The sequence below is a fragment of the Bradyrhizobium sp. WSM3983 genome (assembly GCF_000473045.1).
Classification (GTDB): domain Bacteria; phylum Pseudomonadota; class Alphaproteobacteria; order Rhizobiales; family Xanthobacteraceae; genus Bradyrhizobium.
The window spans coordinates 1-20,783 of the sequence record NZ_AXAY01000015.1; the positions used below are offsets into that span (position 1 = coordinate 1).

The window sequence follows — 20,783 nt, forward strand, 5'->3', positions numbered from 1 at the left end:
CATCCGACCAAGCTCGTGCAGTCCGCGGCGATGGCGTCCGTTGCGCCACCGAAGCCGTCCTACCGCCCACATTTGCCTTCGCATATCGCGGCAGATGGAGTTCTGTCGGACGCCCAGATCGAGAGCATCATCTATGCCGGCGAAGCGCATTCCGAGTTTCTCGCAGGCGCCTGGACGGTGGATGCGACCTTCGACCTCGTGGCCGCTGCGCGCGACGACGCTGAGAACGCCGTCCGTTTTCGTCGCGGCTGGTTCTTGGGCGATGGCACCGGTGCGGGCAAGGGGCGGCAGGTCGCCGGTATCCTGCTCGACAACTGGCTCAAGGGCCGCCGCCGCGCAGTCTGGGTCAGCAAATCCGACAAGCTGATCGAGGACGCGCAGCGCGACTGGTCGGCGCTCGGCATGGAGCGGCTGCTTGTCACGCCGCTATCACGGTTCCGGCAGGGCACACCAGTTCGGCTCGCGGAAGGCGTCCTATTTACCACCTATGCCACGCTGCGCACCGACGAGCGTGGCGAAAAGCTTTCGCGCGTCAGGCAGATCGTCGAATGGCTGGGCTCCGATTTCGACGGAGTGATCGTCTTCGACGAGAGCCACGCCATGCAGAACGCGGTCGGGGGAAAGAGCGAGCGCGGCGACCAGGCGGCCTCACAGCAGGGGCGTGCGGGTCTTCGGCTCCAGCATGCCTTGCCGAATGCTCGCGTGGTCTATGTGTCGGCGACCGGCGCCACCACGGTCCACAACCTCGCTTACGCGCAACGCCTCGGTCTTTGGGGCGGCTCCGACTTCCCGTTCGCCACGCGTGCCGAGTTCGTCGAAGCGATCGAGGAGGGTGGGGTCGCGGCCATGGAGGTGCTGGCGCGTGACCTCAAGACGCTCGGCCTCTACGCCGCTCGCTCGCTCTCGTACGAGGGCGTCGCGTATGAACTCGTCGAGCACCAGCTTACGCCGGAGCAGGTTCGCATCTACGACGCCTATGCAGATGCGTTCGGCATCATTCACAACAATCTCGACGCCGCGATGCGGGCGGCCAACATTACTGGTGAAACAGGAACGCTGAACGGTCAGGCAAAATCAGCGGCGAGATCCGCCTTCGAAAGCGCAAAACAGCGGTTCTTCGGTCATCTCCTGACTTCGATGAAGACGCCCTCGCTGATCCGCTCGATCGAGCGCGATATCGAGGCCGGCCATGCCGCCGTGATCCAGATCGTATCGACGGGCGAAGCGCTGATGGAGCGCCGGCTCGCCGAGATCCCGACCGAGGAGTGGGGCGACGTCCAGGTCGACATCACCCCGCGCGAATATGTGCTCGATTATCTCGCCCACTCCTTTCCGGTCCAGCTCTACGAGCCCTTTACTGACTCGGAGGGTAATCTCTGCTCTCGGCCCGTTTATCGCGATGGCCAGCCGGTCGAGAGCCGGGAAGCCGTCGCGCGCCGCGACCGCTTGATCGAAAAGCTTGCCTCGCTGCCGCCCGTGCCTGGGGCGTTGGACCAAGTCATCCAGCGTTTCGGCACTGACATCGTCGCCGAAGTAACTGGTCGCTCGCGCCGCATCGTTCGCAAGGACGACCGGTTGGTGGTCGAAAATCGCGCGGGCTCGGCCAACCTCGCGGAGACCTCGGCCTTCATGGATGACGTCAAGCGCATCCTCGTGTTCTCCGACGCGGGCGGCACCGGAAGGAGCTACCACGCCGAACTATCGGCTCGGAATCGAAGGTTGCGGGTTCATTACCTGCTCGAGCCCGGCTGGAAGGCCGATGCCGCGATTCAGGGCCTTGGCCGGACCAACCGGACCAACCAGGCGCAGCCACCGCTATTCCGGCCGATCGCGACCGATGTGAAGGCCGAAAAGCGCTTTCTCAGCACCATTGCACGCCGGCTCGATACGCTGGGAGCCATCACGCGTGGCCAGCGCCAGACCGGAGGGCAGGGCCTGTTCCGGCCCGAGGACAATCTTGAAAGCCAGTATGGGCGTGATGCCTTGCGTCAGCTCTACACGTTGCTCGTGCGCGGCAAGGTCGAAGGCTGCTCGCTTGGGAGGTTCGAGGATGCGACGGGCCTGAAGCTGACCGATGCCAATGGGCTCAGGGATGACCTGCCGCCGATCACGACCTTCCTGAACAGGTTGTTAGCACTCACCATCGACCTGCAGAATATCCTGTTCACCGCTTTCGAGCAGCTCTTGACCGCTCGGATCGAGGGAGCGGTCGCGTCGGGCACGTACGACGTCGGGCTGGAAACGCTCCGCGCGGAGAGCTTTGTCGTCACTGACCGGCGAACGATTCATGTCCATCCGGGTACTGGCGCCGAGACCAAGCTGCTCACCATCGTCCAACGCCAGCGTAACCACCCTGTTGGTTTGGATGACGCTCTTGCTCGTCTTTCCGATCATGCTGTCCTGCTGATCAATGAGCGCTCGGGACGAGCTGCCGTGCAGCTCGCAGCACCGAGCATCATGCTCGACGACGGCGAGATCGAGCGCCGCGTCCGACTGATCCGGCCTATGGAGCAGCACCAGGTCCCCTTGAACATGATGGCGGAGAGCCATTGGGTTGAAGCGGATCGCGAACGTTTTGCCGCGGCCTGGCTGGTGGAGCTTGGCGAGGTCCCCGAGTTCACGGAAAGCGAGATCCACGTCGTGGCCGGCTTGCTGTTACCCATCTGGAAACGCCTGCCGAACGAATCGACCCGCGTCTATCGGCTCCAGACCGATGCGGGCGAACGCATCATCGGCCGTAAGGTTTCTGCCGCTTGGGTCGCAAACGCCATTTCGGCGGACGCGCCCACGCTGTCACCGGACGCTGCCTTTGCCGCGGTGATGGAGGGACGGACCGTCCTCGACCTCGCGGAGGGGCTCCAGCTTCGCCGCGTCCGGGTGATGGGCGCATGTCGCATCGAGCTGTCGGGATTCAACGACACGATGCGCGATCGCCTGCGCGCTTACGGCCTCTTCGGGGAGATCATCTCCTGGAAGCTGCGGATGTTCGTGCCCACGGACGCAAGCGGCGTCGGCATCCTGACAAAGGTACTCGACACCTATCCGGTAGCGCGCGTCAATGAGCGGGAGGCTGCGTGATGTCCCGTGACGCCTCCGAACTGGCACGTCGCCTCGCGCGCGAGGCCGAGGCAGTGTGCCGATACTATCTCTCCAATGGCAAGCGGGCGGGGCGGTACTGGGTGGTCGGCGACGTCCACAACACGCCCGGCCGCTCGATGTTCGTGCGGCTCCAGGAATCGCCGAAGGGCCTCGCCGGCAAGTGGACTGATGCTGCGACCGGCGAGCATGGTGACCTCCTCGACATCATCCGCGGATGCCGGGGTTTGCGCGACTTCAGCGAGGCCGCCGAGGAAGCGAGGCGGTTTCTGAAGCTGCCTCGTCCTGAGCCGCAGTTGCCCTCGAAACCCATTCGTTCGGTGGCGCCGGCTGGATCGCAGGAAGCCGCCCGTCGGCTCTTTGCGATCTCCGGCCCGATCGAAAGAACGGTAGTCGAAAAATATTTGCAGCGACGCGGAATAGCCCTTGTCAACCATGGTGGCAGCCTGCGCTTCCACCCTCGTTGCTATTATCGTTCGGATGAGCATTCTGCGACCGAAACCTGGCCGGCGATGATTGCCTGCGTCACGGACCTGGAGGGGCGGATCACCGGAGCGCACCGAACCTGGCTCGATCCAGACGGCTTTGATCGCATTCGTCTCGGGAAGGCTCCGGTCGACACGCCACGACGGGCCATGGGCGACCTGCTCGGCAACGCCGTTCGCTTCGGCGTGGTGGACGACGTGCTCGCTGCCGGCGAGGGAATCGAGACCATGCTTTCGTTGCGTTGCGTGCTGCCGACGTTGCCCATGGCCGCTGCACTTTCGGCCAATCACCTGTCAGCCATGTTGCTGCCATCTGGCCTGCGGCGGCTCTATATCGCCCGCGACGCAGATGCCGCCGGAGATGCCGTGCAGGCTACTCTCACCCAGCGAGCGGAAGACGCCGGCGTTGAAGCGATTGCGTTGTCGCCCCGGCTGGGCGATTTCAACGAAGACCTGCGCATCTTCGGCCTTGAGACCCTCCGAGCAGCGTTGCGGCTTCAACTCGTACCAAAGGACGTCGTCCGCTTCCTGCATTCGGCAACGCTAGCCGCAGAATAGGCCAGTGCTTCGATCGACGTTGGTAGGTCGGTCATAACGAGGCCATTGCCGGAGGAGGACGCGACCTCGGCCTTCTAGAGGGCGATCGGACGGCAATCGGACCGGGCCGGCAATGGCTACGGCCGGCTATTTTCCGCCGCGCGCCGGCGATGAGAAGACACATCGGCTATCAAACCAGCGCGCTTTGCATCGCGAAACAAAATAGCCGGCCTCCGCCATCCTCCGCTGCCGCTTCGGCCCTTCCGGGTTCTGGCCCGTTCCGCCCGCCGTCTGAGTGATCGCCACGAAGGCCGCGATGGGCGCGGCCGATCCGGCAAAGGATCCTCCAATGACCGACCACGACGACATCGAACCGCGGCACGCCTCTTCTCCAACGGATCACGTCCTCACCGAATTGCAACTCTACGGTTATCGCCCGTTTAACGACGAGCCCGATCCACGACCGCTTCCCGAGGGCAGGATCGTCACCGGCGCCGTCGCCGATATCTTCGACGCCCTGGTCGCGACATTGAGCGATACGCGGCTCGAACCCGACCTTGACGATCTGCTCTGGTCGACCGTCAACCTGTTCCATCGTGCCGTTGACCGCATTGAGCGCCAACTCGACGACAACGAACAAGCCCAGCACAAGAGCCAGCGCGAGCAGAACGGCTCCGAGGTGCGATCAGTCGAGCTCGAGCGCTTGACGGTCGAGGGCATCACTTTGATCGAGCGCCGCAACTGCCTGGAGCTCTTCCGCGACCAAGCCATTGAACGCTTTGAAACGCACGCCGGATCGTCCTGGCGCCCCCGATCGGGATCGCTCGTGAACCATCGCACGCTGACCGCAGCAATGATCGACTCCCGGGACTTCATCGCAGCCAAGCGTCGTGCTGAAATCGAGGTCTTGTTGCCGCCAGGACCGAAGATCGCACTCACCGGTGGGCTCGACTTCAATGACCACCACCTCATCTGGGACCGCCTCGACAAGGCTCACGCCAAGCATCCCGACATGGTTCTGCTCCACGGCGGATCCCCGAAAGGAGCCGAATTGATCGCCTCCAAATGGGCGACGACCCGCAAGGTGCCTCAGATCGCTTTCAAGCCCGACTGGACGAAACATGCCAAGGCTGCGCCCTTCAAGCGCAACGACGCCATGCTCGAACTCCTGCCGATCGGGGTCATGCACTTCCCAGGCACCGGAATTCAGGACAACCTCGCTGACAAGGCGAAGCGCCTCGGCATCCCCGTCTGGAAATTCGGCAACGGCGGCGCGTAGGCGCCGCCTCGCTACGTCGTACATGTGATGTACGCATAAACCCGTTTGCGCAGCTAGCGGCAATTTCTCCGATCCTAAAGGACTGGCCGCCCTTGTCGTCTTGCGAAGGGACGCGGAAATCGGGTGGCAGACCGAACGTCTCTGCTCCAAAGTCCATCGCAGCGATCCATCCGATCGTTGGTTGAGACGACGCAGCAAAGAGGAAATCACATGTCGAGAGAAGATGAAAACAAGGCCATTGTCGGCCGCTGGTTCACCAAATTCTGGGGCGAGACCTGCGATCTCGGAATCGTCGACGAACTCGCCGCGCCGGATATGCTCCTTCAGTATTCGCTGCACGAGCCACGTCGGGGACGGAAAGACATCAAGGCTTTCATGACAGATTTCCGTAAGGCCTTTCCCGATCTCAATTTCTGGGGCGCGGCCGATCTAATCGCGGAGGGCGACTACGTGGTCGGCCGCTGGGAAGGTGGTGGGACGCACACTGGCCCCGCGTTCCGCGATTTCCTGGCCGGCTCCTTGCCCGCGAACACCGGTCGAAAAATGCGATTTACCGGTACAACTGTTCTAAAGCTGAAGGACGGCAAGATCACCGAGGAAATCGGGCTCGACGACGGCGTGACGGCGCTGCAACAACTCGGGCTGATCAAGCTCGCCGCTTAGTTGATTACAATCGAAAAGCCGGCCTTCCTGATTGCCGTCTCGAAGGCCGGCAACGGCAACGGCGACGCGGTCAGCCCACCGTTCAATGTCGGCTTCCATCGCAACTGCGACCGGGCTGCTCTCCTGCATTGATTGTTCATGCCTGAAACTTGACCGTAACGGATTCCAAACAAGGGCGGGATCGGTTATTCCTTGGACGCGCCGTGGTGGTGGTGGAAGGCGCGACCCTTGCAACCCTTGCCACGGGAACCATCACCATGCTCATCACAGGCGTTCTTCTCAATATCGTCGGGCTTGGCATCTTCTGCTGGGCAGTATTCGCGCTCGCAACCCACGCATTGCCGTTCTTCGTCGGCATGACCGTGGGGATCTATTCATTTCAAGCGGGAGCAGGGCCGATCGGTGCTGCCGTTGTAGGCCTTGTTACGGCCAGTTTCACGTTCATGGTTGGGCGCTACGCCTTCTCCGCCGCGCGCTCTCCGATCGTGCGCCTGGTCATTGGACTATTATTCGCGGTTCCGGCAGCGCGTGCCGGTTATAGTGTGACCCTTTCCCTTGCACACTTCGGCATTCCCTCGGAATGGTGGCGGGAGTCGTTCGCCGCGATAGGCGCCATCGCTGTCGGGGGCATCGCTTGGGCGAATGTGTCGATGCAGACCGACCCCGCTCTTAGGCCGGGCGCTGCACTCGGTCCTGTTCGGCCACCGAATGGGGCGGCGACCACGGGCCGGTGACCGTGCGCGTCTGTTATTTCTTGGTTGGCATGGCGCTGACACCAGGGCTTTGTTGCTGATCGCGACATCGCGCTCCTGTCTCGTGCTTCGATTGAGCCAGGTGATGTCGTCGGCAGACTGCTCCCGCGGTTGCTGGCGGGTACGCTGGCTTCTGTCGGTTCGGAAACAACGGGCCGCCCTTCTGTACGCCAGGTTTCCTTTTTCTTCGCCGGGAATGCGGGGCTTCTTGTTTGAGCCGATCGTTCGCTGGCACGTCTCCTGAATGCTGTTCAGCGCACGCGAGCACCTGGCCTCTCATTGGCTTGATCTGGCCGAAGGCCGGCTGCGCCTCGATCGCCTGAACCGCAATGGCGGCGGTGAGACTTTCTTCCCCTGGGCTTCGCCCATTCCTCGCGAGGCAAGAAAGTCTCACCACCGCCATCCTCCGCTGCGCTGCGGCCCAATCGGGTGCGGCGTCGATCGCCTTCGGCCTTCAGATCGCCATCGAGGCCGCGGTGGTCGCGGGCTCGGAAACAGCAAGGAGAAGTGACATGGCTAACATCGGCTCATTCAAGAAGTCCGGCGAGGAATTCCACGGCGAGATCGTCACCCTGAGCCTCCAGACCAAGGGCGTCCGGATCGTCCCCGAGACTGACCGGACCAACGACAACGCCCCGAGCCACCGGGTCTACGTCGGTCGCGCCGAAATCGGGGCCGCCTGGCCGAAGCGCTCCAATGAGGGCCGCGACTATCTCTCGGTCAAGCTCGACGATCCGAGCTTCAACGCTCCGATCTACGCCAACCTCTTCGACGACGAAGACGCCGAGACTTACACCCTGATCTGGTCCCGCAGCCGCAAGCCCAACGGCGACTGAACCGAGTCAAGTGCAGCGCCCCGCCCATCGGCGGGGCGCTTCCTATCGCCATTGTCATCTGAACCCACGCGGACCAAGACCCGTCGGGGTGCCTAGCTCGAATTTGAAGCAAGGCAAACCGCCTGATGGAGCGTGCCAGTTGAACAGCCGGCCGCGCGATTTGGCTGCGCGGCCATTCGCCCAAAATGAGCCGGCAGCTTCGGCACGCCAGATCGGCGGTGACGCATGGCGGCGTTCGGCGCTCGCGGGGCGTTCGGCATCAGGGTCGACTCTTAGACACCTTTTCCTCAAGCAGATCTGCAGGCCGCACCTCCAACGCTTGGGCGGTCTGCCAGAGCGTGAGTAGGGTCGCGTTTTGCAACCCTCTTTCCATGCTGCTGATGAAGGCTCTGTCGACGCCCATGCGTTCCGCAACTGCCTCCTGGCTCAAGCCAAGGGCCAGCCGGAATCGGCGCGCATTTCCTCCAAAGACCTTGCGGATATCCATCCGCAGGATAGGAGGCAATCGCGTATTTTGACGCTACGTGTTATAATACGCGGACGCGCCGCCCCGGTTGTGAGCGCGAGCGGAGATTCGATTGCCGAAATTTCGAGAAATGAGTTCCAGGCCGGTTCTTGGTGGCATGCCATATGCTACACTCGCAAGCCATACGAGGTCGCAAGATGCGACCGGTTATTTCTTAATTCGATTGCATGTGCAGCGTAGGACCAATGTCAAAACCACCTCTTGATCCTGACGTAGCGGATGTCGCGCCAAACGATTCGGCGCTGACGGTCTATGACGAACAACACGTCGTGACGTACACGCGGCTTTTGCAGGCAGAAAGCGAGGGGGCCGACTGGCAAGAGGTCGCGCGGATAGTGTTGCATATCGATCCAGAGCGAGAACCCGATCGCGCACGCAATGCATACCTGACTCATCTTGAGCGTGCTAAGTGGGTTACGGAACAGGGACGACTCTTGCGCGGTGCTGGCTCGAAATAGAAGAAATTCACCAACGCTATCCTAGTCGAGAGCACAATATTCCTCGACCGATCGGTGGTCATCCAGGAGCACCACGTGGTGCCAAAGTAGGGACTTCCTACAACCAAATCGATCAGAATTATTGCGCCGCAATCCTCGTTAGCTGCGTGAAATGGGGCGGAAGCAATGCCTGAATTCGACTGGCGGTCGCCGGAGTCGTACAAGAGCCTACAAGAAGCTGACATCACCGACATCGCCTGGGAATGCCTGCGCCGCAATGTCGACTATCAACGCGACTACGAGGCGATCACCGCAAACGGTCGCGACGCAGAAGTCACGCCGGAATTCAGGAGGAGATGGGGCATCTGCTTTCGCGCATGACCCGCAAGGGTCTTTTGGCGAGCAGGCCATCTTTTGGGCGCCCGAGGTTCTGCCGACTGTCGTTCCAGTCGCAGCGACCACGTCGCCCTTCAACGGTGACACGCCCCAGCCATTGCTGGACCTCGCAGCCGGCCAGGTGCGGCGCGCCTCGGATGGATGGCATGCCATCCTTCGTGTCGGCGCAGTGGAGCACCGTGTCTGGTTGAAAGAGCCGCCAGCGATCGGCGCCAACTATGCGGCGGAATTGCCGTTTGATGGCAATTTCGATGCACGTGCCTATGCTGCCCGGCGGCTGTGGCGCGCGATGCATGGGCGCAGGCAGGGACCAGCTTTTCATGAGCTGTCCAGACAGAGACGCGAGCGGTTAAGCGCGGCCATCCGTGCGCTCGACGCGCACGCGGCCGGCAGCACTTACCGTGCGATCGCCGAAGCATTGTTCGGCAAGGCACGCATCCCAGATCGCGCCTGGAAAACGCACGACCTGCGCAATCGCACAATTCGTCTCGTGCAAAGCGGTCTCGCATTGATGCGCGGCGGTTATCGCCAATTGCTGCGTCCCAAGCACAAGGACAAATAGCGCTTCCAGCCCGAGGTATCGAAACCATACCCCACGATCTTCGGCATCCCCCTTCGCGGGCCTTCTCCGCGATCGTGGCCGTCGATGCGCCGCCGTTCGCGCCGGCGCTCCAGATGGTCACGGAGCCGCTCAAATGCCCGATCCGAACGCCGGCTTGCCGCCGCGATACTTGCGTACGCCCGAAGCCGCGCGATTCCTCGGTCTCTCCGGCCGAACGCTGGAAAAGCACCGCACATACGGCACAGGACCAACCTACCGGAAGATCGGTGGTCGCGTCGTCTACGCGCTCGACGATCTGAAGGCCTGGGCCGATCTTGGCGCCAAGACTTCGACATCCGATCCCGGCAAGGGCACCGTGCTGCCCGCCAAGAAGCAGCCCGTCCTGCGCCCGTATGCGGGCCAGGAACGTCGCTGATCGCCGCGCGAGTGCAGTGATCATGCGGCGCAAACAGCGTTCCGAGCGCGACCAGCTTGAGCTCTTTCGGGCGCTGCCCGGCGATCTCGCGCCGCGCGACGCGCAGGATCTGATGGCCTACCCATTCTTTTCGCTTGCGAAGACCAAGCGGGTTGTGCCGATCGATTTCCGTGCGGGTGCGATTGCAATTCGTGTCGAAGCCGTGCCGGAACACGGCATGGCGACCATCTGGGATGCAGATGTCCTGATCTGGGCCGCCTCGCAGATCGTCGAAGCCCGTGACGCCGGCTTGAAGACGTCGCGTCTGATGGCCGCAACACCCTATGAGATTCTGACGTTTGTCGGCCGCGGCACCAGCGCGCGCGACTATGATCGGCTGAAGGCGGGTCTCGACAGACTTCAGTCAACGACCGTGCTGACATCGATCCGCCAGCCGGCAGAGCGACGACGGCATCGCTTCTCCTGGATCAACGAATGGAAGGAGACGGCCGATGCAAACGGACGTCCATTCGGGCTCGAACTGATCTTGCCGGATTGGTTCTATGCCGGCGTGATCGATGACGCGCTCGTGCTCACGATCGACCGCGCCTATTTCGATCTGACGGGCGGCCTTGAGCGGTGGCTCTACCGGCTCGTGCGCAAGCACGGTGGACGCCAGGATGGCGGCTGGAGTTTTGATCTTGTGCACCTCCATGCCAAGTCCGGCATCCTCTCGCCGCTCAAGCACTTCGCTTACGACGTACGCCGGATCGTCCAGCGCCAGACATTGCCTGGGTATCAGCTCGTGCTCACGCGCGATCCGAACGGCACCGAGCGACTGAACTTCGCGCCTACTCCCGTTGATCCCTTAACGGCACGCCTGCGCCGGCGCGGCTTCATTCCAAGTTCGGAGGACAACCTGTGAATCAGCTCGTGCTATCGGGGACCGCAACCCTCGTGCTATCGAGGACCCGATCCTCGTGCTATCGGGGACCGGAATCGAGCTTAAGAGCTTGTTTCTTCGCGCTTTCCGGCCGCTCTAACTTTACTAACCAGAAATCCTTCGGATTTCTTCTAACGGACCAAGCTGGAAACCGCATCGCAGGCGACAGGCAACCGCGGGCCGTCAACCCTTCTTGTCGGCACAAGCCGCACAGGTGCTTCACCGCCGCCAATGCTTACGGCTCTCCATTCCCGTCTGCGGGAGCGGCGGCATGAGCGATCTCACCGAAGTGGAAGTGCTGTGGCTCGAGAAGCGTATCGAAAACCGCATTCGGTTCGGCCGCATCGTCGAGGAACGGAAGGTTGATCGTCACCGGCGCGTCCTGTCATTTGCACCGGGCAGCATCTTTGCCTTCGTCCGATGGACCTCCAACGACTTTGGCACGGTCATTTCGCGGATCGATATTCTGCGGGCGGTCGCGCCGGGACAGCGCTGCTCGACCGTCCCTTATGTGACACCCGGCGGAGAGATTCTGCTGCGCCTGTCCGGCTGGCCGAAGGTGGAGCGAGTGCTGCAGATGACCGATGCCGTTGAGGCAATCGGCATCGATCCCGCTGATGTCGCGCCTGATCATTGGCATCATGTTCATAACCGTCTGTCCGTGAACGAAAACCCACGTGCCTATACGAAAGCGCGCCACCAGGCCTGGCTTCACCGTCAGAGGGTAATGCGATGACGGGATGCTTGAAGACGCTGGCCCTGACGTTTGGTGCCGCTGCTACGCTCGTCGCGACACTCGTCCTGGAGCCGCTACCGCTCTACATCTGGAATGCATCGGCAAGCGTGCCTATTGGTCTCTATCGCCTGCGACCGGCTGAGCGCTTCCACGTTACCGAACTGGTCGCCGTACAGCCGCCGGAGCCGCTCGCGACGTTCCTTGACCTTAACGGCTATCTGCCCATCGGCGTCCCCATGCTCAAGCGGGTCCTTGCGCTGCCCGGGCAGACGGTCTGCAGAAGTGGGCTCACGATTTCGGTGGACGACATTGCAATGAGCGAGGCGCGGGATCGCGACGGGCGCGGCCGGCCGCTGCCGAAATGGCAGGGCTGCCGCGTTGTCGGCGACGGCGAGCTTTTTCTCATGAATTGGCAGTCGGACGACTCTCTTGATGGCCGGTATTTTGGATTTCTTCCAGCGTCGGCCGTGATCGGCCGTGCGATCCCGGTGTGGACGTGGGAGGAGTGATCGTGCGCATTCGACGTGTTCACCCCGCCATTCCTCTGTTCGATCGATTGCGGGATCATTCCTCCGTCTCGATCGATGTCTGCAAGGCTGGCGCGAGCCCTACCGTGTGGTTGAGACGGCCGGGCACGCGCGTTTGTGCTGTCGTTTCCTTGATGCTTCTTCTCACCGCGTTCGACAGCGCTGCTTTGGCCCAGAGCGGATCAGCCGCCCAGCCAGCGATCGGTCAGACCGCTCACGCATTTGCCGGCTTCATCAATGAAGCCTCACACCGCTTTACAATGCCGCCGAACTGGATCCGGTCAGTCCAAAACGTCGAGAGTGCTGGTGACCTGCACGCCAGATCGCCGAAAGGCGCAATGGGCCTGATGCAAATCATGCCGGCGACTTGGGCGGAACTTCGCGAGCGCTACAATCTCGGGAACGACCCCTATGACCCGCACGACAACATTCTGGCCGGCACGGCCTATCTGCGCGAACTGCTCGATCGGTATGGCTCGCCTGGCGTGTTTGCCGCCTACAACGCGGGACCATCTCGTTATGAAGAGCATCTCGCAGGCGGCTCTCTGCCAGACGAGACGCGAGCATACGTCGCAAAGCTTGCAAATCTGCTTGCCATCGAACTGCCGCCGACGTGGACGTCCAGCGGACAGTCATCAGTGGCTGCGACGCTATTCGTCACGCGATCCGATCTCATGAAAACGCACGATGGGTTGCGGGTGCTCATGCCGTCGAGCGGTGCCATGACCGCAATCTCGGCGCCTCATGTTTCGCCCATGGTCCCCCGGTCTATTGGCGTGTTCGTTCCTCGATCGGATTCGGGAGTATCGCAATGACCAAGTGTGTGGGTTCGCAAGCCATGGCGTGCTTCACCGAGCAAGTGGCACGTCCTGATGGCGTATGGGCGATGCCTTCGGCCCGCGCTCTACTCGTCGCTTCGCTCCTCACCGAGCCACCCTTCGGGTGTCTCGGCCCTTCGGGTAACGATCGCTATCGCAAGCGCTCGGAAGCAGTGGGGGCTTCGCGAGTTGGCTGCCAAGTCGCGGCGGCTCTTTCGGGAACCGGCGACCGGGAGACAACGACGGCAGGACGGCGAGATAAAAGGGGCTCGCCGGTCGAACCGCAAGCCATTGGCATGGCTTGGGTTCTGGCGTGCCGGTCGGTCGGGTCGCGTGCCGCGCCTTGCGTTTTGACCAATGCAATCAACGATATTTTCGGCGCTGTAGGCGCCTTTGCGCTCTTCGAGGCCTGGCCATGACCGTGGGCGACAGCGATCTGCGTATTCGGCCCGGGCGCATCCGCAGCACCCGCGCGCCGAAGCCAAAGAGTTTTATCAACCAGGTGCTACGCGCCGCGAAGAAGGCCGGGCACACCTCGGGCCAGGCTGCGGCTGGCAGGCGTTCGGCAGCCTATGGGGGCTCGACGTTTGGCCGCGGCCGCCTCGCCTTTGGCCGCGCCCGATTGTTCGGCCCGACACGGCGCGTCGTTGTGAAGGCGCGTGTTGTCCGCCACAAGGGACGAGCCTTCCGCTCGGCGCCGCTGACGGCCCATCTTTCATACCTGAAGCGCGATGGGGTGACCCGGAGCGGCGAAAGGGCCGAGATGTTCGATGCCGGCAGCGACCGTGCTGATGCCGCGGCGTTCGCGGAACGGTGCCAAGACGATCGCCATCATTTTCGATTCATCGTCTCACCCGAAGACGCTGGCGACATGACCGACCTCAGGGCTTTTACCCGCGATATTGCCAAACAGATGGAGACCGATCTCGGCACGCGGCTGGATTGGGTGGCTGTCGATCATTGGAATACGGACAACCCCCATGTCCATCTTCTGGTCCGCGGCGTCGACCAGCAGGGCGCTGACCTCGTGATCTCCCGCGACTACATCAGCCGGGGTCTGCGCTCACGCGCCGAGGAACTGGTCGGCATCGAACTAGGTCCAAAACCGGAGCATGAGATCCGCAATGCGCTGGAGAGGGAAGTCACGGCAGAGCGATGGACGCGGCTAGATCGGGAGATCCGGCTGGCCGGCGACGAAACCGGCTACATCGATCTCCGTCCCGAGAACCCTGGCAGCTCCGATCCCGAGATCCGGCGCCTGATGATTGGCCGCCTTCAGCACCTGGAGAAGATGGGCCTTGCTGCTTCCGCCGCGCCAGGGGAATGGATGGTCGGGCTCGAGGCCGAGCGTAGCTTGCGCGACCTCGGCATGCGCGGCGACATCATCAAGACAATGCACCGCGTCTTTACCGAGCGTGGAGAGGCGCGCGGCGTCTCTGACTACGTGATCGAAGGTGGACAGTCGGTTTCCCAGATCATCGGACGACTGGTCGATCGGGGTTTGCATGACGAACTGACTGGTGAGGCCTACGCCCTGATCGACGGAACAGACGGACGGGCGCACCACGTCCGCTTCCGTGGAATCGAGGCCTTCGAACATGCGCCGCCGGTCGGCGGCATCGTCGAAGTCCGGCGCATCGGTCAAGCTGGCGATCCGCGCCCCACATTGGTGCTCGCGACCCGTTCCGATCTCGATCTTGGTGAGCAGGCTACCGCAAACGGCGCGACCTGGCTCGACCACCGGCTGGTCGAACGCGATCCGATGCCGCTCGCCATGGGCGGATTTGGTCGTGAGGCGCGCGAGGCCATCGATGCTCGCGCCGAGCATTTGGTTCAGGAAGGTCTGGCACGGCGGCAGGGCCAATGCATCATCCTGCAGCGTGACCTTCTGGACACGCTGCGCCGACGCGAGCTGGACGAGGTGGGGGCAAAAGTCTCGGCCGACACCGGCCTGCCTCACGTGAAGGCCGCGTCCGGAGAGCATGTGGCGGGCACGTATCGCCAGCGGCTGACGCTTGCGTCGGGACGCTTCGCCATGATCGACAACGGGCTCGGCTTCCAGCTCGTGCCCTGGTCGCGCGAGCTCGAAAAGCGGCTCGGCCAGCACGTCACCGGCGTCGTGAAGGACGGCGGTGGTATCGAATGGGGTTTTGGTCGGAAGCGCGACCTGGGCCTCTAGTCATCTCGCCACATTAGTTGTGGAGGCGTTCGGCATGTCCGGAACCAAAATCCTCTGGGGACAGGTGATCGTTGTCGGCCTGATCGTTTTGCTCGCCATCTGGGGAGCAACCGAATGGACGGCGTGGCGGCTCGCCTATCAACCCGAGCTTGGGCGCCCTTGGTTCGAGTTGTCGGGTTTCAAGATTTATTACCCGCCGGTCTTCTTCTGGTGGTGGTTCGTCTACGACGCCTATGCACCTCAGGTCTTTGTCGAGGGAGCCTTCATCGCGGCGTCGGGGACCTTCGTTTCGATTGCGGTGGCGATCGCCATGTCTGTCTGGCGAGCGCGCGAAGCCAAGAATGTCGAGACCTATGGCTCAGCGCGCTGGGCCGATCCGCGGGAGGTTCGAGCGGCCGGACTTCTCGGTCCCGATGGCGTGGTGCTCGGCAAGCTCGACCGCGACTACCTTCGCCATGATGGACCGGAGCACGTGTTGTGTTTCGCTCCTACTCGGTCTGGCAAGGGCGTTGGTCTTGTCGTGCCCTCGCTGCTGGCCTGGCCGGGTTCGGCCATCGTTCATGACATCAAGGGCGAGAACTGGCAACTGACCGCCGGCTTCCGCTCGCGGCATGGCCGCGTCCTGTTGTTCGACCCGACCAACCCAAAGTCCTCATCCTACAATCCGCTCCTAGAGGTGCGGCGAGGGGAGTGGGAGGTCCGCGATGTCCAGAACGTCGCCGACGTCCTCGTCGATCCGGAAGGCTCGCTCGACAAGCGGAACCATTGGGAGAAGACCAGTCATTCGCTCCTGGTCGGGGCCATCCTCCACGTCCTCTATGCCGAGGCGGACAAGACCCTGGCGGGTGTGGCCGCGTTCCTGTCCGACCCGAAGCGGCCGATCGAGGCGACGCTAAAGGCTATGATGACCACGCCGCACCTTGGCGCGCTGGGCGCCCATCCCGTCGTTGCCTCGACCGCGCGCGAGCTCCTCAACAAATCGGAGAATGAGCGCTCCGGTGTCTTGTCCACTGCCATGTCGTTCCTCGGGCTCTACCGAGATCCGGTGGTGGCCCAAGTGACCTGTCGTTGCGACTGGCGGATCGCTGACCTGATCGCCGATCTCCGTCCGACGACGCTTTACCTCGTGGTGCCGCCCTCCGATATATCGAGGACCAAACCGTTGATCCGCCTGGTGCTGAACCAGATCGGCCGGCGCCTGACGGAGGATTTGCATGCCAAGGATCGCCGGCATCGAGTCCTGATGCTGCTCGACGAATTCCCGGCACTCGGGCGGCTCGATTTCTTCGAGTCCGCGCTCGCCTTCATGGCGGGATACGGCATCAAGAGCTTTCTGATCGCGCAGTCGCTTAACCAGATCGAGAAAGCCTATGGGCCTAACAATGCCATCCTCGATAACTGCCACGTCCGCGTCAGCTTCGCGACCAATGACGAGCGGACTGCCAAGCGAGTATCGGACGCGCTGGGTACAGCGACCGAGATGAGGGCGATGAAGAACTATGCCGGGCACAGGTTGAACCCGTGGCTCGGGCACCTCATGGTCTCACGCCAGGAGACGGCAAGGCCTCTGCTGACCCCCGGGGAGGTCATGCAGCTTCCGCCGATGGACGAGATCGTCATGGTGGCGGGCACGGCGCCGATCAGAGCTAAGAAAGCCCGGTACTACGAGGATCGGCGGTTTACCGAGCGGGTCTTGCCACCGCCTGATCCGGCGTCGTCGGGTCAATCATCGCGAACGGACGGATGGTCAACGCTGGGAACGCTGACACCGGCGACGGGGCCGACCGACAAAGCCGCGCAAGCAGGGGAGGACGCGGCAAACAGTGGTCTTCGTCGAGAGCCGGAACTGCCCGATCACGTTGCGATCGTCAAGGAGACGACCGAGCCGACGCCGGCAGAGGAATTTGCCGCCGTTCTTGACGATGACGAGGACGCGGTCCGTCAGTCCCGGCTCATACGACAACAGATGCGAGGTATCGCCCGCCAAGTCGCGCTCGACCCGAATGACGGAATGGAGCTCTGAGGCATCATGCGCGACCGGATGAATGTGTATTTCCCGCCAGAGCTTCTGAAGCAGATCTCGGATCTCGCCGACCGTAAGAAGCTCTCACGATCCGCGGTTGTGGAAGCTGCCGTCGCTTCATTTCTATCGCCGGACGGCGCGGACAAGCGGGAGGCGGCGTTTACTCGGCGCCTGGACCGTTTATCGCGGCAGATGCAAAGGCTGGAGCGTGACGTCAATCTGACGGCCGAGACTTTGGCCCTGTTCATCCGCTTCTGGCTCACGATCACGCCGCCATTGCCGAACGACGCGCAGGCTGCTGCCCAGGCAAAAGGCCGGGAACGCTTTGAGGGATTTGTCGAGGCGCTCGGGCGCCGTTTACAAAAGGGGCAGAGCTTCCTGCGTGAAATCCCAGAAGATACCGTTCATCACGAAACGACAGCCAAACTTGATTGATGGACAAGCTATTTCGCCGGTGCTTCCTTTTTTCACGCCAGTCTACGACCGCAGCAATGTAGCTGGGTCGACAAAATGCTGGACGCGCTATCGGCTCGAATGAGCTGAGTGAGCAAGAAGGGCCAGCATGCAAATCTCAATAGCATGGCGTCTCATCGCGCGCGTCTTTCTCCCATTTGCTGCCGGATACTATCTTTCATATTTGTTCCGAACGATCAACGCGCTGATCTCGGATCATCTTATCTCCGATATCGGACTTGGTGCTGCCGACCTGGGGTTACTCACGTCCGTCTATTTCCTGGTCTTTGCAGCGGCGCAGATTCCGGTCGGAATATTGTTGGACCGCTTCGGTCCCCGTCGCGTCCAGAGCGCTCTGCTTCTGATCGCCGCCGCAGGCGCTGGACTATTCGCGATGTCGAACGGATTTCTGTCACTCCTGATCGCGCGCGCAATGATCGGGCTTGGTGTAGCGGCAGCGCTGACGGCTGGATTGAAGTCGATCGTCCTATGGTTTCCGAGAGAACGAGTGGCCTTGCTTAATGGCTACATGGTCATGTTGGGATCGCTCGGGGCGGTTACCGCTACGGCGCCCGCCGAGCACCTGCTCGCATGGATGGGATGGCGACAGCTGTTCGATATCCTGGCAGCCGCGACCGGCGTCACGGCCGTGCTTATCTATGTCGCGGTTCCTGATCGGATCGTCCCATCAACGGCATCAATTCCCGCCACCCTCAGCTCTGTTTTTGGCGACCGGCGTTTCTGGCGAATTGCCCCCTTGTCGGCGACGTGCGTAGGCTCGGCCTGGTCGCTGCAGGGATTGTGGGCGTCGACGTGGCTAACTGACGTGGAGGGCTTTGATCGAGGAAGTCTCGTCAGACAGCTGTTCACGATGTCGATCGTGTTGAGCGGCGGTGCCTGGTTGTTCGGTACGACGGTCCACTACATCAGACGAAGAGAAATCGGAGCGGAATCAATATTGACGACCGTTGCGGTGCTGTTCATCGCTGCCCAATTTGCTTTGATATTTCGCGTGCCTTTGCCGTCCTTCTTGCCCTGGTCCGTTGTCGCGTTTGTCGGAGCCGCGTCCGTCGTCAGTTTCGGGGTGATAGCCGATTACTTTCCGCCCGAGCTTGCAGGTCGTGCCAACGGCGCCTTGAATGTGCTGCACTTCGGATGGGCATTTTTGGCCCAATCCGCGACGGGCCTGATCCTGGAACAATGGTCGCCCGGGGCTAGCCATAAGCCCATCTTGGCCTATCAGGTCGCGTTTGGTCTCAACGTAATACTGCAGATCGCGGCATTGGCTTGGTTCGCACTGCCATGGCTCAACTACTTCGGCCGGTGGATTGGCTCATTTGACGCTTCCGATGAAATCGAACCGGTCTGCTTGTACGAACAAGCGATCCTACAAGTGTTCGCGGACGACGATGCGGAGTGGTGAGTGGCGACCCACGTGTTAAATTGCCCTTTCTCATCTTTCTTTTCCTACGCTGTTCCACGATTGCCGGAAGTGCTTGTTGCGCCAGATCGAATGGTGGCTTTTCTAATCATCCCATCTGAGGGCGCTCTTTAGAAGTCCTCATTCGGTGGGGGCGGCGGTGGCAATCCAATCCAATCTGTCGGAGTCGACATCACGCGGCGCGCGAATGCTGCGTAGCGCACTTGGGATTGCGATCGCAGGCTACCTCGAAGATGAGTCAATCGTTGAGGTCATGCTCAATCCAGATGGGCGGTTGTGGATCGATCGGCTGTCGAGCGGACTGATCGACACCGGCGAAACTCTATCGGCGGCGGACGGTGAGCGCATTGTTCGCCTGGTGGCGCACCACGTCGGTGCGGAGGTGCATGCCGGATCGCCGCGCGTCTCTGCGGAATTGCCTCTGACCGGCGAGCGTTTCGAAGGCCTCCTGCCTCCGGTCGTTGCGGCGCCGGCGTTTGCGATCCGCAAGCCAGCGGTCGCTGTGTTCACGCTCGACGACTATGTCGTCAAGGGGATCATGACCTCGGGGCAGGCCACGGCCCTAAGAGGCGCCGTCTCCACTCGCAAAAACATCCTTGTCGCCGGGGGCACATCGAGCGGCAAGACAACACTGACCAATGCGCTGTTGGCCGAAGTCGCGAAAACCTCCGATCGCGTCGTTCTGATCGAGGATACGCGCGAATTGCAGTGCAAAGCGCCCAACCTTGTCGCGCTGCGTACCAAGGACGGCGTTGCGACGCTGTCGGACCTCGTCCGCTCCTCGCTCCGACTGCGCCCGGATCGAATTCCGATCGGCGAGGTGCGGGGCGCCGAAGCGCTCGACCTGCTTAAGGCCTGGGGCACCGGCCATCCCGGCGGCATCGGCACTATCCATGCCGGTACCGCGCTTGGCGCGTTGCGCCGGCTCGAGCAGCTCATCCAGGAGGCCGTCATCACGGTTCCGCGCGCTCTGATCGCCGAGACCATCAACCTCGTCGCCGTGCTTACAGGTCGTGGCGGCGATCGTCGCCTCGCTGAGCTCGCCCTTGTCACCGGGCTTGGAGCAGCGGGCGACTACACCCTTTCACCAACAGGAGACTGACATGCGTTTGCAATTTGGCTTTCGTCGGGGAGCCGCGCCGCTGGCTGCGACCGGCGCGTTTCTTCTGACAACTGCGTCGGCTTGGGCGGCCGGCTCGAATATGCCGTGGGAGCAGCCACTCAATCAGATCCTGCAATCGGTCGAAGGTCCGGTCGCCAAGATCATCGCCGTCATCATCATCGTTGTCACGGGTTTGACGCTCGCGTTCGGCGATTCGTCCGGCGGGTTCCGCAGGCTGATCCAGATCGTGTTCGGTCTGTCGATCGCGTTTGCGGCTTCGAGTTTCTTCCTGTCGTTCTTCTCGTTCGGCGGCGGCGTGGTGATCTGATGGATGACCCGGTCGCAGGTTTTGTTGTGCCCGTTCACCGTGCACTCACCGAGCCGATCCTGATGGGCGGCGCGCCGCGGTCGGTCGCAATCGTCAACGGCACGCTTGCGGCGGCTCTTGGGCTCGGATTGCGGCTGTGGATCGCCGGGCTCGTGCTCTGGTTCATCGGCCACATGGCCGCCGTCTGGGCCGCCAAGCGCGATCCCGCCTTCGTCGATGTCGTGCGCCGGCATCTGCGCATTCCCGGTCATCTCAACGTCTGAGCTCTCG

Annotated in this window: 23 protein-coding genes; 22 read left to right on the forward strand and 1 reads right to left on the reverse strand. The window is 62.2% G+C overall.

The window, feature by feature from the left end; all coding sequences use genetic code 11:
- The 7 genes from YUA_RS0121585 to YUA_RS0121615 all read left to right on the forward strand — a co-directional run.
- The coding region (locus tag YUA_RS0121585; RefSeq protein ID WP_027532587.1) for a strawberry notch family protein at window positions 1-3,078 on the forward strand (3,078 nt) is incomplete at its 5' end.
- Entirely contained in the window at window positions 3,078-4,139 is a 1,062-nt protein-coding gene (locus YUA_RS0121590) for a toprim domain-containing protein (RefSeq protein WP_027532588.1), read from the forward strand. The genes YUA_RS0121585 and YUA_RS0121590, both read left to right, overlap by 1 nt.
- A 328-nt stretch (window positions 4,140-4,467) precedes the next feature.
- Window positions 4,468-5,397: a DUF2493 domain-containing protein gene (locus tag YUA_RS0121595; protein WP_027532589.1), complete on the forward strand. Its 930-nt coding sequence runs from the start codon at window positions 4,468-4,470 to the stop codon at window positions 5,395-5,397.
- Between the two features lie 210 nt (window positions 5,398-5,607).
- Window positions 5,608-6,060: an ester cyclase gene (locus YUA_RS0121600; protein ID WP_027532590.1), complete on the forward strand. Its 453-nt coding sequence runs from the start codon at window positions 5,608-5,610 to the stop codon at window positions 6,058-6,060.
- Window positions 6,061-6,192 (forward strand): hypothetical protein, encoded by a 132-nt coding sequence (locus YUA_RS52345; RefSeq protein WP_256375379.1) that lies wholly within the window; start codon window positions 6,061-6,063, stop codon window positions 6,190-6,192.
- Between the two features lie 71 nt (window positions 6,193-6,263).
- Window positions 6,264-6,794: a hypothetical protein gene (locus YUA_RS44560; RefSeq protein ID WP_245285217.1), complete on the forward strand. Its 531-nt coding sequence runs from the start codon at window positions 6,264-6,266 to the stop codon at window positions 6,792-6,794.
- A 530-nt stretch (window positions 6,795-7,324) separates the two neighbouring features.
- On the forward strand, window positions 7,325-7,648 hold the full coding sequence (locus tag YUA_RS0121615) for a DUF736 domain-containing protein (protein WP_027532591.1): 324 nt from the start codon (window positions 7,325-7,327) through the stop codon (window positions 7,646-7,648).
- 259 nt (window positions 7,649-7,907) lie between these two features.
- Here the strand turns inward: YUA_RS0121615 and YUA_RS0121620 are convergent, their stop codons facing one another.
- A complete protein-coding gene (locus YUA_RS0121620; RefSeq protein WP_027532592.1) occupies window positions 7,908-8,135 on the reverse strand; it encodes a helix-turn-helix domain-containing protein in 228 nt (75 codons plus the stop codon).
- 224 nt (window positions 8,136-8,359) lie between these two features.
- Here YUA_RS0121620 and YUA_RS51805 point away from each other — a divergent pair, with 224 nt between their 5' ends.
- The 15 genes from YUA_RS51805 (at window position 8,360) to YUA_RS0121695 (ending at window position 20,776) form a co-directional block, all read left to right on the forward strand.
- Complete coding sequence (locus tag YUA_RS51805; RefSeq protein ID WP_084292756.1) at window positions 8,360-8,632, forward strand: DUF2285 domain-containing protein; 273 nt, start codon at window positions 8,360-8,362, stop codon at window positions 8,630-8,632.
- A gap of 165 nt (window positions 8,633-8,797) precedes the next feature.
- Entirely contained in the window at window positions 8,798-8,992 is a 195-nt protein-coding gene (locus YUA_RS51810) for a transcriptional regulator domain-containing protein (protein ID WP_027532594.1), read from the forward strand.
- Window positions 8,993-9,104: 112 nt separating this feature from the next.
- Window positions 9,105-9,569 (forward strand): DUF2285 domain-containing protein, encoded by a 465-nt coding sequence (locus tag YUA_RS44565; protein WP_245285218.1) that lies wholly within the window; start codon window positions 9,105-9,107, stop codon window positions 9,567-9,569.
- 133 nt (window positions 9,570-9,702) lie between these two features.
- On the forward strand, window positions 9,703-9,984 hold the full coding sequence (locus tag YUA_RS0121640; protein ID WP_027532596.1) for an AlpA family transcriptional regulator: 282 nt from the start codon (window positions 9,703-9,705) through the stop codon (window positions 9,982-9,984).
- A gap of 22 nt (window positions 9,985-10,006) precedes the next feature.
- Window positions 10,007-10,888, forward strand: coding sequence for a replication initiator protein A (locus YUA_RS0121645; protein ID WP_027532597.1), 882 nt, complete (start codon window positions 10,007-10,009; stop codon window positions 10,886-10,888).
- Window positions 10,889-11,177: 289 nt separating this feature from the next.
- Window positions 11,178-11,642, forward strand: a complete 465-nt coding sequence (locus YUA_RS0121650) for a DUF2840 domain-containing protein (RefSeq protein ID WP_027532598.1) — start codon at window positions 11,178-11,180, stop codon at window positions 11,640-11,642.
- On the forward strand, window positions 11,639-12,151 hold the full coding sequence (locus YUA_RS0121655; protein ID WP_027532599.1) for a S26 family signal peptidase: 513 nt from the start codon (window positions 11,639-11,641) through the stop codon (window positions 12,149-12,151). The genes YUA_RS0121650 and YUA_RS0121655 overlap by 4 nt, the downstream gene beginning before the upstream one ends.
- Before the next feature lie 2 nt (window positions 12,152-12,153).
- Window positions 12,154-12,984: a lytic transglycosylase domain-containing protein gene (locus YUA_RS0121660; protein ID WP_027532600.1), complete on the forward strand. Its 831-nt coding sequence runs from the start codon at window positions 12,154-12,156 to the stop codon at window positions 12,982-12,984.
- Window positions 12,985-13,402: 418 nt separating this feature from the next.
- Complete coding sequence (locus YUA_RS0121665; RefSeq protein ID WP_027532601.1) at window positions 13,403-15,166, forward strand: DUF3363 domain-containing protein; 1,764 nt, start codon at window positions 13,403-13,405, stop codon at window positions 15,164-15,166.
- A gap of 34 nt (window positions 15,167-15,200) precedes the next feature.
- A complete protein-coding gene (locus YUA_RS0121670; RefSeq protein WP_027532602.1) occupies window positions 15,201-17,189 on the forward strand; it encodes a conjugal transfer protein TraG in 1,989 nt (662 codons plus the stop codon).
- Window positions 17,190-17,195: 6 nt separating this feature from the next.
- Complete coding sequence (locus YUA_RS0121675) at window positions 17,196-17,624, forward strand: CopG family transcriptional regulator (RefSeq protein WP_027532603.1); 429 nt, start codon at window positions 17,196-17,198, stop codon at window positions 17,622-17,624.
- A 127-nt stretch (window positions 17,625-17,751) separates the two neighbouring features.
- Entirely contained in the window at window positions 17,752-19,065 is a 1,314-nt protein-coding gene (locus YUA_RS0121680) for an MFS transporter (protein ID WP_027532604.1), read from the forward strand.
- A 205-nt stretch (window positions 19,066-19,270) separates the two neighbouring features.
- Window positions 19,271-20,185 (forward strand): P-type conjugative transfer ATPase TrbB, encoded by a 915-nt coding sequence (trbB, locus tag YUA_RS0121685; RefSeq protein ID WP_027532605.1) that lies wholly within the window; start codon window positions 19,271-19,273, stop codon window positions 20,183-20,185.
- Between the two features lies 1 nt (window position 20,186).
- Window positions 20,187-20,513 carry a TrbC/VirB2 family protein gene (locus tag YUA_RS0121690; RefSeq protein WP_027532606.1) on the forward strand — a complete coding sequence of 109 codons (327 nt, stop codon included), beginning with the start codon at window positions 20,187-20,189 and terminating at the stop codon, window positions 20,511-20,513.
- Entirely contained in the window at window positions 20,513-20,776 is a 264-nt protein-coding gene (locus tag YUA_RS0121695) for a VirB3 family type IV secretion system protein (RefSeq protein WP_027532607.1), read from the forward strand. The genes YUA_RS0121690 and YUA_RS0121695 overlap by 1 nt, the downstream gene beginning before the upstream one ends.
- Window positions 20,777-20,783: the final 7 nt, after the last annotated feature.